The 13,448-nt window shown below is 57.1% G+C and carries 12 protein-coding genes and 1 pseudogene; 7 read left to right on the top strand and 6 right to left on the bottom strand.

From position 1 onward, the window contains the following. Together AC4GMC_RS14070 and AC4GMC_RS14065 are read left to right on the top strand one after the other, a co-directional pair. A pseudogene (locus AC4GMC_RS14070) lies at nt 1-234 on the top strand (hypothetical protein); the annotation flags it as partial. Further along, nucleotides 231-929, top strand: a complete 699-nt coding sequence (locus AC4GMC_RS14065) for an EI24 domain-containing protein (protein WP_487878390.1) — start codon at nt 231-233, stop codon at nt 927-929. The pseudogene AC4GMC_RS14070 and the gene AC4GMC_RS14065, both read left to right, overlap by 4 nt. Here AC4GMC_RS14065 and AC4GMC_RS14060 read toward each other — a convergent pair. Both AC4GMC_RS14060 and mce read right to left on the bottom strand, forming a co-directional pair. Further along, on the bottom strand, nt 883-1,179 hold the full coding sequence (locus tag AC4GMC_RS14060) for a DUF1467 family protein (protein ID WP_487878391.1): 297 nt from the start codon (nt 1,177-1,179) through the stop codon (nt 883-885). The genes AC4GMC_RS14065 and AC4GMC_RS14060 overlap by 47 nt on opposite strands. Further along, a complete protein-coding gene (mce, locus tag AC4GMC_RS14055) occupies nt 1,179-1,583 on the bottom strand; it encodes a methylmalonyl-CoA epimerase (RefSeq protein WP_487878392.1) in 405 nt (134 codons plus the stop codon). Before mce ends, AC4GMC_RS14060 begins: the two co-directional genes overlap by 1 nt. Before the next feature lie 153 nt (nt 1,584-1,736). Here mce and AC4GMC_RS14050 point away from each other — a divergent pair, with 153 nt between their 5' ends. Next, nucleotides 1,737-2,435: a response regulator gene (locus AC4GMC_RS14050; protein ID WP_487878393.1), complete on the top strand. Its 699-nt coding sequence runs from the start codon at nt 1,737-1,739 to the stop codon at nt 2,433-2,435. Between the two features lie 69 nt (nt 2,436-2,504). Here AC4GMC_RS14050 and aspS read toward each other — a convergent pair whose 3' ends face one another. Beyond that, the gene (gene aspS, locus AC4GMC_RS14045; protein ID WP_487878394.1) at nt 2,505-4,280 is read right to left on the bottom strand and encodes an aspartate--tRNA ligase; all 1,776 of its coding nucleotides are present in this window, start codon (nt 4,278-4,280) and stop codon (nt 2,505-2,507) included. A 770-nt stretch (nt 4,281-5,050) separates the two neighbouring features. Here aspS and AC4GMC_RS14040 point away from each other — a divergent pair. From AC4GMC_RS14040 to AC4GMC_RS14025, 4 genes are all read left to right on the top strand, one after another. Further along, nucleotides 5,051-5,947, top strand: coding sequence for a YihY/virulence factor BrkB family protein (locus tag AC4GMC_RS14040; RefSeq protein ID WP_487878054.1), 897 nt, complete (start codon nt 5,051-5,053; stop codon nt 5,945-5,947). Nucleotides 5,948-6,078: 131 nt separating this feature from the next. Next, a complete protein-coding gene (carB, locus tag AC4GMC_RS14035) occupies nt 6,079-9,402 on the top strand; it encodes a carbamoyl-phosphate synthase large subunit (RefSeq protein ID WP_487878055.1) in 3,324 nt (1,107 codons plus the stop codon). A gap of 159 nt (nt 9,403-9,561) precedes the next feature. Beyond that, nucleotides 9,562-10,671: a beta-ketoacyl-ACP synthase III gene (locus tag AC4GMC_RS14030; protein ID WP_487880240.1), complete on the top strand. Its 1,110-nt coding sequence runs from the start codon at nt 9,562-9,564 to the stop codon at nt 10,669-10,671. 76 nt (nt 10,672-10,747) lie between these two features. Continuing rightward, a complete protein-coding gene (locus AC4GMC_RS14025; RefSeq protein ID WP_487876976.1) occupies nt 10,748-11,329 on the top strand; it encodes a thymidine kinase in 582 nt (193 codons plus the stop codon). Here the strand turns inward: AC4GMC_RS14025 and AC4GMC_RS14020 are convergent. The 3 genes from AC4GMC_RS14020 to proC are packed head-to-tail and all read right to left on the bottom strand — an operon-like array spanning nt 11,326 to nt 13,415. Further along, nucleotides 11,326-12,279 carry a 2-hydroxyacid dehydrogenase gene (locus AC4GMC_RS14020; RefSeq protein WP_487876977.1) on the bottom strand — a complete coding sequence of 318 codons (954 nt, stop codon included), beginning with the start codon at nt 12,277-12,279 and terminating at the stop codon, nt 11,326-11,328. The two genes, AC4GMC_RS14025 and AC4GMC_RS14020, sit on opposite strands and share 4 nt — an antisense overlap. Beyond that, nucleotides 12,279-12,617 (bottom strand): tRNA-binding protein, encoded by a 339-nt coding sequence (locus AC4GMC_RS14015; RefSeq protein WP_487876978.1) that lies wholly within the window; start codon nt 12,615-12,617, stop codon nt 12,279-12,281. Before AC4GMC_RS14015 ends, AC4GMC_RS14020 begins: the two co-directional genes overlap by 1 nt. Nucleotides 12,618-12,620: 3 nt before the next feature. Further along, the gene (gene proC, locus AC4GMC_RS14010) at nt 12,621-13,415 is read right to left on the bottom strand and encodes a pyrroline-5-carboxylate reductase (RefSeq protein ID WP_487876979.1); all 795 of its coding nucleotides are present in this window, start codon (nt 13,413-13,415) and stop codon (nt 12,621-12,623) included. Nucleotides 13,416-13,448: the final 33 nt, after the last annotated feature.

Here is a 13,448-nt window from a genome sequence, read left to right as displayed (position 1 = left end):
AATCACTGCCCACGATCAGATGAAATCTGTGCCCACCATCCCGCGAAACACGCATGGGGGGCATCTTGGCTAACGAATTGGATGGCCACAGACCGCGATTTTCTGAGCGAAGGACTGGGGCTTGCGGCACATGAATGGGTTGCAGGATACGTCTATTTGGGTAGCGAAGGTGCGCGCCCACCCGAACGGCCACGTCCCGACATGGCCGCCATAACCACATGGCTCAGCGCATGATCAGCGACGTCACCAAGGCGATTGCTCAGCTTCCGGATCCGCGTTTTCGCAATGTCTTGGTGTTGGGCGTTGGCCTAGCATTGGCTTTGCTGATTGGTTTCAGCTTTCTGTTCATCACAGGCGTGCAGTGGCTCATTGGACCGTCTGTCAGCCTGCCTTGGATCGGTGAAGTGACTTGGCTGGCAGAGGCGGCAGGCTGGGCCTCTGTCCCGGTGGTAATGGTGCTGTCGGTGTTTCTAATGGTGCCCGTTGCCTCGGCCTTTACAGGCATTTTTCTCGAGCGGATCGCAGACGCGGTAGAAGATCGTCATTACCCAGGATTGCCACCAGCCACAGGCGCACCATTGGCCACAGCAATCCGCGACTCGATTGGCTTTTTGGGGCTAATCCTCGGTGTGAACCTGCTGGCGCTGCTGGCTTATCTGTTGTTCGCGCCGCTTGCACCCGTGATATTTTGGGGCGTGAACGGTGTGCTTTTGGGGCGTGAATACGCACAGATGGTAGCCTTGCGGCGTTTGCCTCGGGCGGAGGCGAACGCATTTCGCCGCCGCAATCGGTTTTCCATCTGGGCTTTGGGCGTGGTCATGGCCGTGCCGTTAACGGTGCCCATGCTGAACCTATTGGTTCCAGTGATTGGTGCGGCCGCCTTTACTCACTTGTTCCATAGGGTTGGCCCCCGCCGCCAAAGCGCGTGAACAAGTCAATATCAGCCAGCGTAATGCCCCCGGATAAAATCGTCATCACAAGCGGCAACCACAGTGCGAACGCGATGACGGTCGTCAAGAAAAAGCGCTTGCGCAGTTGTGGGTCGGCTGGCGCGCCAGCATGGGTGCCGGGCACAACGGGCCCATCCTCAGCCTGCGAAGGCTGACGGATGACCAGCACGATCAGCAACGTGATGAACCAGATCACCGCATACAGAACAATTCCGCTGAAAACGCCCATCAGACTTGTTCCAATTCAACTAGAGTTCCTGTGAAGTCCTTGGGATGAAGGAACAAGACAGGCTTCCCGTGCGCCCCGATTTTAGGCTCACCCGAGCCAAGAACACGCGCGCCTGACGCCTGCAACTGGTCGCGCGCTGCGAGGATATCGTCAACTTCGTAGCAAATATGATGAATGCCGCCAGACGGATTTTTATCTAGAAACCCTTGGATGGGGCTGTTTTCGCCCAGCGGATGCAAAAGCTCAATCTTGGTGTTGGGCAGTTCGATAAAAACAACCGTGACCCCGTGATCTGGTTCATCCTGTGGGGAATTCACTTTGGCACCAAGGACATCACGGTACTGGGCGGCCGCCGCCTCAAGATCTGGCACAGCAATAGCAACGTGGTTCAAACGACCGATCATGGGAAACTCCTTATAGCTTTGATCAGGTTATGGCCCCCCAAAGCCCCCTGAACAAGACCCCGCTTGTGCACGCTAGCAAGGATTTCTGGCGCTTGTTTACCGGTTGTTAGGCCTAAAGGCGTTTTCTAGGTTCAAAGGATTCGGAGAAAACCAATGGATGACCTCTCAGACCTAAAACTAAACGTGCCGCGTCCCACCCCTTTGCGGCCCCTACTGGGTGTGACTGTCTTGATCGTCGAAGACAGCCGATTTGCCTCTGAGGCGCTGCGATTATTGTGCCTACGGTCCGGCGCGCGCATCCGACGAGCCGACTCTTTGGCCGCTGCGCGACGGCACCTGACCACATACCGACCGACCGTTGCCATCATTGATCTCGGACTGCCTGATGGATCGGGGCTAGAGCTTATCCGCACTTTGGATCACGCGAACCAACGTCCTCCAATTGTCTTGGCGACCTCTGGCAATCACCGCGAAGAATCGGAATTTGCATCAATTGAGGCCGGAGCGGATGGTTTTTTGCCCAAACCGATCGAAAGCCTTGCGGTCTTTCAGCAAGAAATTCTCAAACATATCCCAGAGGAAGACAGACCAAAGGCCGCGCCCGCAGCCAGTTCGGACACCGTGACACCGGATAGCTTTGCGATGGATGAAGACCTCGCCCATGTAGCCAAGCTAATGGACGATGAGGGTGTGCCCGCCAGTTTTATCTCTGGCTTCCTGAAGGGTGTGGCGCGTACCGGCCACGACGACGATCTGCTACGCGAAGCCGAAGCCTATGAAATGTCGCCCGAAGCCCGAGAGCGTTTGCGCCGCCTCATCGCCAAGCGGCTGGAACACAAGCAAGCCGTGTAAGACGGGTCAAAACGAAAAAAGCGCCCGACATTAAGGCGGACGCTTTTGAATATTCTGTAAGGGGCTGGCTTAGTCTTGCGGAATAACCCGCAGGCCCAGTTCCATCAGCTGATCCGGCAAAGGCTCGGACGGCGCCGACATCATCAAATCCTCGGCCCGCTGGTTCATTGGGAATAGGATGACTTCGCGAATGTTCGCCTCATCCGCCAACAGCATCACGATCCGGTCGATCCCGGCAGCACAACCGCCGTGCGGAGGGGCGCCGTATTGGAACGCGTTAACCATCCCGCCAAACCGTTTGCGCACTTCGTCCGCGCCGTAACCCGCCAGTTCAAACGCTTTGAACATGATCTCAGGCTGGTGGTTCCGGATCGCGCCAGACACCAGTTCGTAGCCGTTACACGCCAGGTCATACTGATAGCCTAAAACGTTCAGCGGATCGTTTTCGAGCGCAGCCATGCCGCCTTGGGGCATGGAGAACGGGTTGTGCGAGAAATCGATCTTGCCGGTTTCTTCGTCCGCCTCGTACATCGGGAAGTCCACGATCCACGCGAATGCAAAGCGATCTTGATCCGTTAGGCCCAGTTCGTCACCGATGGTTGTACGCGCCTTGCCAGCAACGCGTTCAAACGCGCTGGCCTTGCCACCAAGGAAGAACGCTGCATCGCCGACACCCAGACCGAGCTGCTCACGGATAGCTTCCGTACGCTCAGGGCCGATGTTTTTCGCCAAGGGGCCAGCGGCCTCCATGCCTTGGCCCTGATCGCGCCAGAAGATGTAGCCCATGCCGGGCAAACCTTCTTTTTGGGCAAAGGCATTCATCCGATCACAGAATTTGCGCGAGCCACCCGTGGGTGCAGGAATGGCCCGGATTTCGGTACCGTCCTGCTCAAGCAGCTTAGCAAAGATCGCAAAACCGGAACCGCGGAAGTGCTCAGACACGTCCTGCATTTTAATTGGGTTACGCAGGTCAGGCTTGTCGGTGCCGTACCAAAGGGCCGCATCACGATAGCTGATCTGTTCCCAAACTGTGTCGACCTTACGGCCGCCGCCGAATTCCTCAAACACGCCTTGGATGACCGGCTGGATCACATCGAACACGTCCTGCTGTTCCACAAAGGACATCTCAAGGTCGAGTTGGTAGAAGTCCGTTGGCGAACGATCGGCGCGGGGGTCTTCGTCGCGGAAACAGGGCGCAATCTGGAAATACTTGTCGAAGCCCGAGACCATGAGCAGCTGTTTGAATTGCTGCGGAGCCTGTGGCAGGGCATAGAATTTGCCGGGGTGCAGGCGCGAGGGAACCAGAAAATCACGCGCGCCTTCGGGGCTGGAGGCGGTGATGATTGGCGTCTGGTATTCGCGGAAGTTGTCATTCCACATACGCTTGCGGATGGAGGACACAACGTCCGAACGAAGCGTCATGTTGCGCTGCATCTTTTCACGGCGCAGATCAAGGAAGCGGTATTTGAGACGCGTCTCTTCGGGGTATTCTTGGTCACCGAAGACCATGAGTGGCAGCTCGCCCGCGCCGCCCAGAACTTCGACGTCACGGATATAGACTTCGACTTCACCGGTGGGCAGCTTTGGATTGATCAAGCTCGCGTCGCGCGCCTTTACGTTGCCGTCGATCCGAATACAAAACTCAGAACGGAGCTTTTCCACGTCTGAGAATACAGGGCTGTCGGGATCGCACAGAAGCTGTGTCATGCCGTAGTGATCGCGCAAATCGATGAAAAGCACGCCGCCGTGGTCGCGGATACGGTGTACCCAACCAGAGAGGCGGACCGTGTCGCCTTCGTTAGCTTTGGTCAAATCAGCACAAGAATGGGTGCGGTAGGCGTGCATGTCAGGCTCCGTTGGATGTCCGGGTGCGGGGTCGGGCCGATACACCGCGCGCGCGCCCAGATGTCAAGCGGCGTCGGGGTATCTGGGCTCTCGGAAGCCTCCGGCGGGAGGTATTTAGGGAACAAAAAGGAGTAACGTCAAAGAAACACGCATTGAATAGAAAGATGACGCCTGCTGCCTGAAACCGACATTACACCGAGGTACCGATCATCGTGTTATTGGCAGCATGACTTTTCGAACTGGACGGTGTCGGCGCCGTGCCCCCTTAAACCCCTCTTTCAGGAAATGCAGGATAAGGTCGAGATTTGCGACTTTTCTGGGTACATTTTCGCTGCGCCTATCATGGCCCCAGCTGCCATGGTTCGTGCGCCTTTGCTGGGCTAGGTGACGCAGAATTATCGTGGATTTCATGCGCACAAGGCGCTTTGGCACTATCTATGGCCCTGTAAAGAATAGCAGCGCGGCTTTTGACAAATTCTATCCAGCATCATGCGTGGCCGTTCATTGGCTCGGGGTGGTTCAATATAATCAACCACTCACCCATCCGCCTACAAACTGCCAATAACCCATCGTGCGCGACGAGGTCGCAGATGCTCCCCTGTGCGATGGGCATGCAGCCGTTTTGACCCTGCTATACCAACGCCTTACTCGACCTGACTATGTCGTCCACAAATTGAAAGCCTGCGCCAATCAACATCCAGCCCGCCGGTACGAAATAGTGCCAACAGCATAAATACTTCACTTGAGCGGCCCGAGCCGATCAGGCAACCATGTTGCATATGTTTGATCGCGACACACTAGATCGGCTGAAACGCGGGGCTTTGTTCATCTGGACCCTCAACACGCGGCTGGCAGAACATCGCATCGCGCTGATTTCAGCGGGTGTGGCGTTTTATGGGCTGCTCGCATTGTTTCCGGCAATCACGGCAGGCCTCGCCTTGGGTGGGTTGTTGATCGAGCCTGATCAGATTTTAGCGCAAGTAGATCTGTTCACAGACATCATCCCCGAGGACGCGATCAACATCGTGATGAGCCAAGCCACTGCAGTGGCAGGCGGCGATGGGCTGGGGCTAGAGGTCGCGGCATGGGTCGGGCTGGGCGTAGCACTGTATTCCAGCTCGCGCGGGGTTGCAGGACTGATGCAGGGGTTGAACGCCGCGCACGGGACGATCGAGACACGGGGCTTTGTCGCCAAAACCGCCACTCGGCTGGCGCTAACGGTGGCACTGATTCTCGGGGCGGTGCTGGGTCTTTCGGCGACATTATTAGTGCCCGCTGCAGTCGCGCTCTTGGGGCCGGTGATCGAATTCGGCCCCTGGGGCGCGGTCTTGGTATGGGGACTAATGGTGATTGTAATCCTTGCTGGGCTGACCGGGCTTTACCGTTTTGGCCCGACGCAGCCTTTTGCAACACGCGCCTCGCTGCGCGGGGCTGGCGTGGCCTGCGTGCTATGGCTGGCCGGGTCTGCCGTCTTTGCGTTCTATGCTGGCAACTTTGCGTCTTATAACCAAAGCTTTGGCGCGCTTGGGGGCGTGATCGTCCTACTGACTTGGTTTTGGCTGTCGGCGTTTATCATCCTGCTGGGGGCCGAGGTGAACGCACTTTGGAATGCACCTCAATCATCGGTGCAAACACCCCGCCCCGAGCCAAGCCAAGACCAGCCCTAGCCCATCGGCCCGCATACACGCACAGGCTGTTAGCCAAATCGCGCGTTCCCCCCTTGCGTCCATTCCACCCATGCCTATAACGCAGTCAATTTGCCGCCACCGCTGCCTCAACTTCGTCCGGAGAGCCCACTATGCCCAAACGTACCGATATTTCATCCATCATGATCATCGGTGCAGGCCCCATCGTGATTGGGCAGGCCTGCGAGTTTGACTACTCCGGCGCTCAGGCCTGTAAGGCACTCCGCGAAGAAGGCTACCGAGTCATCCTCGTGAACTCGAACCCAGCGACCATCATGACCGACCCCGGCCTTGCGGATGCGACTTACATTGAGCCGATCACGCCCGAAGTTGTCGCCAAGATCATCGAGAAAGAGCGTCCCGACGCGCTACTGCCAACAATGGGCGGGCAGACTGGGCTGAACACCTCGCTCGCGCTGGACGATATGGGCGTACTAGAGAAATTTGGCGTCGAGCTGATTGGCGCCAAGCGCGCAGCCATCGAAATGGCGGAAGATCGCAAATTGTTCCGCGAAGCGATGGACCGTCTCGGCATCGAGAACCCCAAAGCCACCATCGTCGCCGCTCCCAAGAAGGATAACGGCAAGTACGACATCGCCTCTGGCGTGGCAGAGGCCCTCGACGCGCTGGAACATATCGGCCTGCCCGCCATCATTCGTCCTGCCTTTACATTGGGTGGTACTGGCGGCGGCGTGGCCTACAACCGCGCCGATTATGAGGCCATCTGCCGGAGCGGGCTTGAGGCCTCTCCCATGGCGCAAATCCTTGTGGATCAGAGCCTTTTGGGTTGGAAAGAATACGAGATGGAAGTTGTGCGGGATACCGCTGACAACGCGATCATCGTCTGCTCCATCGAAAACGTGGACCCCATGGGCGTGCACACTGGCGACAGTATTACTGTGGCCCCGGCCCTGACGCTGACGGACAAAGAATACCAACTGATGCGCACGCACTCGATCAACGTGCTGCGCGAAATTGGCGTCGAAACTGGTGGTTCCAACGTGCAATGGGCCGTAAACCCAGCCGACGGCCGCATGGTTGTCATCGAAATGAACCCCCGCGTGTCGCGCTCTTCGGCGTTGGCCTCCAAGGCGACGGGTTTTCCCATCGCTAAGATCGCAGCGAAGCTCGCCGTGGGCTACACGTTGGACGAGCTGGATAACGACATCACCAAGGTCACACCGGCCTCGTTCGAGCCGACCATCGATTATGTCGTCACAAAAATCCCCAAGTTCGCGTTCGAAAAATTCCCCGGCTCTGAACCGCTTCTCACGACCGCGATGAAATCCGTGGGTGAGACGATGGCTATTGGCCGCACGATTCACGAATCGATGCAAAAGGCATTGGCCTCGATGGAATCTGGCCTAACCGGTTTTGACGAAATCGATATCGGCACGGACGTTGCGGGCATCAAGCGAGAGCTGTCGCGCCAAACACCTGACCGCATCCGTGTGATCGCTCAAGCGATGCGCGAAGGCCTGTCGAATGACGAAATCCAAGCCGTCACAGCGTTTGACCCATGGTTCCTAGACCGCATCCGTGAAATCGTCGATGCCGAAGCTGAGGTCCGCAAAAATGGCTTGCCTGTCACTGATGCACCTTTGCGGGCGCTCAAAATGATGGGCTTCACCGATGCCCGCCTCGCCAAACTGACCGGCCGGACCGAAGATAACGTCCGCCGCGCGCGCCTTAACCTTGGTGTTACTGCACAGTTCAAACGCATTGATACTTGTGCCGCTGAGTTTGAGGCTCAAACGCCTTACATGTACTCCACCTATGAGACACCTGTCATGGGTGAGCCAGAGTGTGAGGCCCGCCCTAGCGACGCCAAAAAGGTTGTCATCCTCGGCGGTGGTCCGAACCGTATCGGCCAAGGCATTGAGTTCGATTATTGCTGTTGTCACGCCTGTTTCGCGCTGAGCGATCAGGGCTATGAGACGATCATGATCAACTGCAACCCCGAGACAGTCTCGACTGACTACGACACTTCGGATCGTCTGTATTTTGAACCTCTGACGTTTGAACACGTGATGGAAATCCTGCGTGTTGAACAAGACAACGGCACGCTGCACGGTGTGATCGTACAGTTCGGGGGTCAAACCCCGCTGAAACTGGCCAACGCACTGAATGAAGCGGGCATTCCCATTCTGGGCACCACCCCCGACGCCATTGACCTTGCAGAAGACCGTGAGCGTTTCCAAGAGCTTGTGAACCGTCTGGGCCTCAAGCAGCCGCGCAACGCGATCGCGTCCAGTGATGACGAAGCCCGGATCCGCGCCGAAGAGCTTGGCTATCCGCTGGTGATCCGCCCGTCCTATGTTTTGGGTGGCCGCGCGATGGAAATCGTCCGCGATACCGCCCAGCTGGAGCGGTACATTGCAGAGGCTGTGGTTGTCTCTGGTGACAGCCCCGTGCTGCTGGACAGCTATCTATCCGGCGCGATTGAGGTGGATGTTGACGCCCTGTCTGACGGTGAAAACGTCCACGTCGCAGGCATCATGCAGCACATCGAAGAAGCCGGCGTACACTCCGGCGACAGCGCATGTTCGCTGCCCCCACATTCGCTGTCCGCTGACATCCTTGATGAAATTCGCCGCCAAACTGTTGATCTCGCGCTGGCACTTCGCGTTGTCGGTTTGATGAACATCCAGTTCGCAGTCAAAGGCAGCGACATTTACCTGATTGAGGTTAACCCACGGGCATCGCGCACTGTGCCCTTCGTGGCCAAAGCCGTGGACAGTGCGATTGCCTCGATCGCCGCACGCCTCATGGCGGGTGAGCCGCTCTCCAACTTCCCGCTGCGCGCACCCTATGCAGATGACGCGGCAACGGGCGAACACGTTCCCCTGCCCGACCCGATGACATTGGCCGACCCAAACACACCGTGGTTCTCGGTCAAAGAAGCTGTGCTGCCCTTCGCACGCTTCCCCGGTGTTGATACGATTTTGGGTCCAGAAATGCGCTCGACCGGTGAAGTTATGGGCTGGGATCGCTCTTTCCCAAGGGCGTTCCTAAAGGCACAGATGGGCGCGGGCGTTGAGCTTCCCAAGACCGGCACCGTGTTTATGTCGATCAAACCCGAAGACAAAACCGAGCAACTGATTGAAACCGCGCGCGTGCTTGCGGAAAAGGATTTCACGATCCTCGCAACGGATGGCACAGCCAAATTCCTCGCCGACCATGGCATCGCGTCAACCCGCGTGAACAAGGCATATGAAGGCGGACGCACAATCGTTGACGTCATGAAGGACGGCGAAGTCGACTTGGTCATGAACACGACCGAAGGCGCGCAAGCGGTTGAAGACTCACGCTCAATGCGCAACGTCGCCTTGATGGACAAGATCCCCTACTACACCACGCTTGCTGGCAGCCACGCAGCCGCTTTGGCGATCAAAGCGCGGGACGAAGGGGACGTTGGGGTCCGCTCGCTGCAGTAAAGGCGCCGCATTTTTTGATACTTTTGGGCACCCCTTAATGCGCGGGGTGCCCCAGCACACCGCAAGGCACCTAGTGTCAAAATCGCTCTTCCGTAGCGTCTTTGTTGACCTGCCCCTCCCTTTCCTCGCAGTTGATCGAAACACAGGCGGAGGGGTCAAATGCGGTCAGTTTCCATCACCGGACACGGGGTTTTCACGCCCTCTCAAATCATTACGAATGATGAATTGGTCGTTGCCTTCAACGCGTTTGCCGATGCCCAAAATGAGAAGCAAGCAGAGGCAATCGCGGCCGGCAAGATAGAGGCAATCGCACACTCTAGCGCCGACTTCATTACCTCCGCCTCAGGGATCAACCAACGGTATGTTGTTGATAAAAATGGCGTTCTTGACCCAGATCGCATGTTTCCACAGATCGCACCGCGGCCAGACGATGCACCGGGCCAAATGGCCGAAATGGGGATAGACGCTGCACGCACAGCACTCAATATGGCAGGGACTAATCCTGCGGACGTAGACCTTGTAATCTGTGCAGCGTCTAATCACGAACGCGCCTATCCAGCCGTCGCGATCGAGATCCAGCAACTGCTGGGTACCGGGGGCTTTGCATTTGACATGAACGTCGCATGCTCGTCGGCTACGTTCGGGCTGCAAGCTGCGGCAGACATGATAAAATCAGGCAGTGTTTCCAAAGCCTTGGTCATCTGTCCTGAAATCTGCTCCGCACACCTCGAATGGCGCGACCGCGACTGTCACTTCATCTTTGGCGACGTCGCAACTGCGCTCGTGCTTGAGGCCGACGCAACCTCAGGCTTTCGGATCGACAGCACACGCTGCGCGACTGAGTTCTCGAATAACATCCGCAACAACAACGGGTTTCTCCGTCGCGCACACGATCAAATGGAAGATCGGCGGGACATGCAGTTCATGCAAAACGGTCGCAAAGTCTTCAAGGAAGTGCTGCCTTTGGTCTCGGCACACATCAAAGCGCACATGGCTGACGAAGGCGTGCAAGCCTCTGATCTCAAACGGCTTTGGCTGCATCAAGCCAACAAAACGATGAACGACTTCATTGGTAAAAAGGTCCTTGGCCGCACACCTGATCCCAGTGAGCAGCCCAACATCCTTCAGGATTATGCCAACACGTCGTCAGCAGGTTCGATCATCGCATTTTCAAAACACTCAAGCGATATGACCACAGGCGATCGTGGGCTCATTTGTTCATTTGGCGCGGGTTATTCCGTGGGCTCGGTCGTGTTAACCAAGCACTAGATGGCTGCGCGTTAACTTGAATGAAGTGGAGGTAAAAGTCCCTTGAACCTTGCCTCTCGGCCACGGATAAACCCATATGGCCAAGCTCTACTTCAACTATTCCACCATGAATGCCGGCAAATCAACTTTGCTGTTGCAGGCGTCGTATAATTACATTGAACGCGGCATGCAGACCTATCTGCTGACTGCGAACTTTGATGATCGTGCTGGTGATGTCGGCGTGATTGGCTCCCGGATCGGGATTGAGGCAAAGGCTGATATTTATGATCAAGCAACTGATATATTTGAAATAATCCAAGACCGACTCACCCAAGGCCCTTGTGCCTGTGTGCTGGTCGATGAAGCCCAATGGCTAACGCGCGAACAGGTTTGGCAAATTGCACGCGCAGTAGATGATCTGGGCATCCCGGTGATGTGCTACGGACTACGCGTCGACTTTCGCGGGGAATTGTTTCCCGGCTCGGCGGCACTTCTTGCTCTTGCGGACGAAATGCGTGAGGTCCGGACGATTTGCCATTGTGGACGCAAGGCCACGATGGTTATCCGGACCGACGCAGAGGGTCGCGCCCTTACCGAAGGCGCGCAAATTGAGGTCGGCGGCAATGAGCGTTACGTCTCTCTTTGCCGACGACATTTTCGCGAAGCTACAAAGCGTTAGACCGCGTTTAGCACCGGCTTTGCCGAAGCGAACGCCATCACGTTGGCCAATGCCATACGCCCCATATCTTCACGCACTTCCAAAGCAGCGGTGCCCAGATGGGGCAGCAAAACCACGTTATCCATAGCTTTGAGGGCCGCTGGAACCTTTGGTTCAAATTCGTAAACGTCTAAGCCCGCACCAGCGATCTGTTTGGCCTGAAGTGCGGCCACAAGGGCCGCTTCGTCCACCACATCACCCCGTGCAATATTCACAAAAAGTGCATGTGACTGCATCGCAGCAAACATCGCCTCATCCATCAGATGGTGCGTCTCTGCCCCGCCCGGAACTGCCATCACGACAACATCGGCCCGCGCGCACACGTCCTCAACACTCGGGAGTTGCCGCGCACCCTCAACCGGTTTTTTTGAACGATTATAATAGACTACGTCCATGCCAAATCCCGCACGACAGCGATGCGCAATGGCTTGCCCGATCCGGCCCATGCCAATCACTCCCAGCCTTTTGCCACTTAGGTGAAACCCCAGCATCTGGGTAGGGTGCCAGCCGTCCCAGCCGTCGGCGCGCAACATCCGCTCCCCCTCGCCAGCACGACGCGCGGTCATCAGCATCAGGGTTAACGCAATATCCGCTGTCGCATCGGTTACAGCACCCGGCGTGTTCGTCACCTCAATCCCGTGGGCCCGCGCGGCAGCAACATCGATGTGATTATACCCGACACCAAAATTCGCCAACAGTTTACACCGAATGGCATTTGCCGCCTCAAAAACAGCGGCAGAAAACAGATCACCGAGCGTCGGCAAGATGATGTCATAGTCAGCCAAAGCGGCCACACATTCATCGCGCGACATCGGTTGCGTCGTCGTCCGGGTGGTGACATCAAAGCGCGCATCACCCTCAATCTCAGCCATATTTGACTCAGGTAAACGCCGAGAAATAAGCAGTTTCATCAGTACATCCTTCCGCCAATTGGCACGTCTTTGTCGGGGGTTAGCAACACCACCTCTCCGTCCTCATCCGGCACCCCAAGCACTAGAACTTCGGACATGAATTTTCCGATCTGTCGCGGTGGAAAGTTAACGACTGCCATCACTTTGCGGCCCGGCAGATCCTCTGGTGCGTAGTGTTTGGTGATCTGAGCAGAGCTCTTTTTCTCACCGATCTCAGGTCCGAAATCGACCCAGACCTTAATCGCGGGCTTGCGCGCCTCGGGGTAGGGTTCTGCGCGGACAATCTGGCCCACGCGAATATCAACCTTTTGAAAATCGTCAAAGCTGAGGTCGGTCATGCCCTACCCCTTAAGCTCTTTGGAGCGTGAAGTCGCGGCGGACACAGTGCGTGCGATCAGGTTGGGTAATTCTGGCATCAGCACCTCCAACCCAGCCTGGGTCGTCCCGTTAGGCGAGGTCACGTTGATGCGTAACTGTGCGGGGGGCTCGTCCGAGGCGATGGCCAATGCTCCGGCCCCAGCCACGGTGTGGGTCGCGAGTTTAAGAGCCAGTTCCGGATCTAGCCCCTGCGCCACGCCTGCTTCTGCCATAGCCTCGATCAAGTGGAACACATAGGCTGGGCCTGATCCTGACAGCCCCGTCACTGCATCGATTTGATCCTCAGCATCAAGGCGCACTACCTCGCCAACGGCGCGCAAAATGCCCTCGGCCATGTCCAGATCATCCGCAGTTGTGGCAGCATTTCCGACCATCGCACTGATACCCTGCCCAATGGCGGCAGGGGTGTTCGGCATGGCACGCACGATGGCGGCACCGGGGAAATGTTGTGCAAACACGGCAATAGAGGTACCCGCAGCGATAGACAAAAGCAGGGTATTCTCAAGGGATTGCAGCTGAGGCAGCGCCTCACCCATCATCTGCGGCTTCACCGCGATTATGGCAACCGCGGGGGAGCGCGGCAGCGAACCGTTAATGCCAACGCCTTGGGCCTTCAGCCAGTCTGAGGGAGCCGGGTCAATCACATGCACCGCAGCAGGAGAAAGGCCGTCAGCCAGCCAACCAGCCAGCATCGCTGAACCCATCTTGCCACAGCCCAATAGCACAAGGCCGCGCGCGTTTACGTTTGTGAAATCCATCTTAAGCCCCCCTCTTGGGGTGGCAACTTAGGC

It is taken from the genome of Thalassobacter sp., assembly GCF_982993085.1.
Note: the sequence above shows the minus strand (reverse complement) of the source record. Positions and strands in the feature narration are given on the sequence as shown.

Bases quoted from the DNA above. Each gene is read 5' to 3' on its own strand.
- proC (WP_487876979.1), bottom strand. From the start codon at position 13,415: ATGGATTTCACAAACGTAAACGCGCGCGGCCTTGTGCTATTGGGCTGT.
- AC4GMC_RS14040 (WP_487878054.1), top strand. From the start codon at position 5,051: ATGTTGCATATGTTTGATCGCGACACACTAGATCGGCTGAAACGCGGG.
- carB (WP_487878055.1), top strand. From the start codon at position 6,079: ATGCCCAAACGTACCGATATTTCATCCATCATGATCATCGGTGCAGGC.
- AC4GMC_RS14020 (WP_487876977.1), bottom strand. From the start codon at position 12,279: ATGAAACTGCTTATTTCTCGGCGTTTACCTGAGTCAAATATGGCTGAG.
- AC4GMC_RS14065 (WP_487878390.1), top strand. From the start codon at position 231: ATGATCAGCGACGTCACCAAGGCGATTGCTCAGCTTCCGGATCCGCGT.
- mce (WP_487878392.1), bottom strand. From the start codon at position 1,583: ATGATCGGTCGTTTGAACCACGTTGCTATTGCTGTGCCAGATCTTGAG.
- AC4GMC_RS14025 (WP_487876976.1), top strand. From the start codon at position 10,748: ATGGCCAAGCTCTACTTCAACTATTCCACCATGAATGCCGGCAAATCA.
- AC4GMC_RS14050 (WP_487878393.1), top strand. From the start codon at position 1,737: ATGGATGACCTCTCAGACCTAAAACTAAACGTGCCGCGTCCCACCCCT.
- AC4GMC_RS14030 (WP_487880240.1), top strand. From the start codon at position 9,562: ATGCGGTCAGTTTCCATCACCGGACACGGGGTTTTCACGCCCTCTCAA.
- aspS (WP_487878394.1), bottom strand. From the start codon at position 4,280: ATGCACGCCTACCGCACCCATTCTTGTGCTGATTTGACCAAAGCTAAC.
- AC4GMC_RS14060 (WP_487878391.1), bottom strand. From the start codon at position 1,179: ATGGGCGTTTTCAGCGGAATTGTTCTGTATGCGGTGATCTGGTTCATC.
- AC4GMC_RS14015 (WP_487876978.1), bottom strand. From the start codon at position 12,617: ATGACCGACCTCAGCTTTGACGATTTTCAAAAGGTTGATATTCGCGTG.